Source organism: Ruegeria sp. CE9 (assembly GCF_056537425.1).
Genome location: NZ_JBQFRO010000062.1, coordinates 1 through 1,429, shown reverse-complemented (window position 1 = coordinate 1,429; position 1,429 = coordinate 1). Strand labels below are relative to the sequence as shown.

Genomic DNA, 1,429 nt, shown 5'->3' with positions numbered 1-1,429 from the left:
GCGTTTTTATGCTCTCAATATGTGGGCTTCATGGTGGGGCAAAATGTGCTCTTGGATGGTGGTCAGAACGCCATCACCATTTGAGAGGCCGCAGCAAAGCGGCGCTTGAAAGGGGGGCTTGTGCCTGATAGCTGACCAAGTTGAGTGTTTTTATCAGGATGCAATCGCCCTATGAAACAAGTCCCGCGCCAAAATTCCCCGCGGCTTGAGGTAAGCAACCTCTCTTGCGTCTTTGATGGGACGGAAGTGGTGCGGGGCATATCCTTGTCGGTGGCGGCTGGGCAGGTGATGTGTTTGCTTGGCCCTTCGGGATGCGGAAAATCCACCACATTGCGTGTCATCGCGGGGGTTGAGCGTCAAACGGGTGGGACGGTTGCGCTTGATGGTGTCACTGTCTCCGATGCAGGGCTGCATCTGCCCCCCGAGGCGCGGTCGGTCGGTTTGATCTTTCAAGATTTCGCGCTTTTTCCGCATCTCAACGTGGCGCAAAATATTGCCTTTGGTCTAAAGGGTCGCGGCCCTGAAGTGGGCGCGCGGGTTAAGGAATTGCTCGCCCGTGTTGATCTCAAAGGCTATGGGGAAAAAGGCATCCATATGCTGTCGGGCGGCGAGCAGCAGCGTGTGGCCTTGGCCCGCGCGCTTGCGCCGCGTCCCAAAGTGATGCTGATGGATGAACCCTTTTCGGGGTTGGACAATCGACTGCGCGATGGCATCCGCGATGAAACATTGGAATTGCTGAAAGAAGAGGGCACAGCGGTGGTTCTTGTCACCCATGAGCCCGAAGAAGCGATGCGCATGGCGGATCAAATCGCCTTGATGCGCAACGGTCATATCGTGCAACAGGGCGCGCCCTATAATATTTACAACGCCCCCGTGGACAAAGCGGCGGCGGCGTTTTTCTCGGATGTGAATGTCATCTCTGGCCGTGTGGATGGGGCGCTGACCGACACCGCCTTTGGGCAATTCTTGGCGCCGGGTTTTGCCGATGGCACGGCGGTTGAGATTGTCTTTCGCCCCCAACATGTGAAGATTGATTTTGATCGGGGTGGTCGTGGCCCAAACCCTACTGTCAGCGATGGTGTGCCAGCACGCGGCATGGTCGAGCGCGCGCGCTTCATGGGCCATGAAAGCCTTGTTGAGTTTCGTATGGATTTCAACGGCGAGGTGATCCGTGCCACAGTGCCGGGCGTGTTTTTGCCCAAGAAAGGCACCGCGATGTGGTTGAGCCTGCGCCGCGAGAAATGTTTTGTCTTTCCTGTGGCCAAAGCTTCCTAAACGGGCCTTCATTATACAATCGTGATCAGTTTCCCGCGTGCAGGGGCGTTTTGCCCCTTGCAGGCGGCGCAGGATTTCGCGACATTCCTTTGGTGGGCAAGCGGCATTGGCCTTTGGGGGCTGTGGCGTTGAGGCCAAGATATAAACGCGGCGC

1 protein-coding gene is annotated in these 1,429 nt (G+C 57.1%); it reads left to right on the top strand.

Going from position 1 to position 1,429, the window contains the following annotated elements; translation table 11 throughout:
- Nucleotides 1-171: 171 nt before the first annotated feature.
- Nucleotides 172-1,275 (top strand): ABC transporter ATP-binding protein, encoded by a 1,104-nt coding sequence (locus ACR0B3_RS23965; RefSeq protein WP_480811235.1) that lies wholly within the window; start codon nt 172-174, stop codon nt 1,273-1,275.
- Nucleotides 1,276-1,429 lie beyond the last annotated feature (154 nt).

Coding starts and splice junctions, on each gene's coding strand:
- ACR0B3_RS23965 (WP_480811235.1), top strand. CDS start 172: ATGAAACAAGTCCCGCGCCAAAATTCCCCGCGGCTTGAGGTAAGCAAC.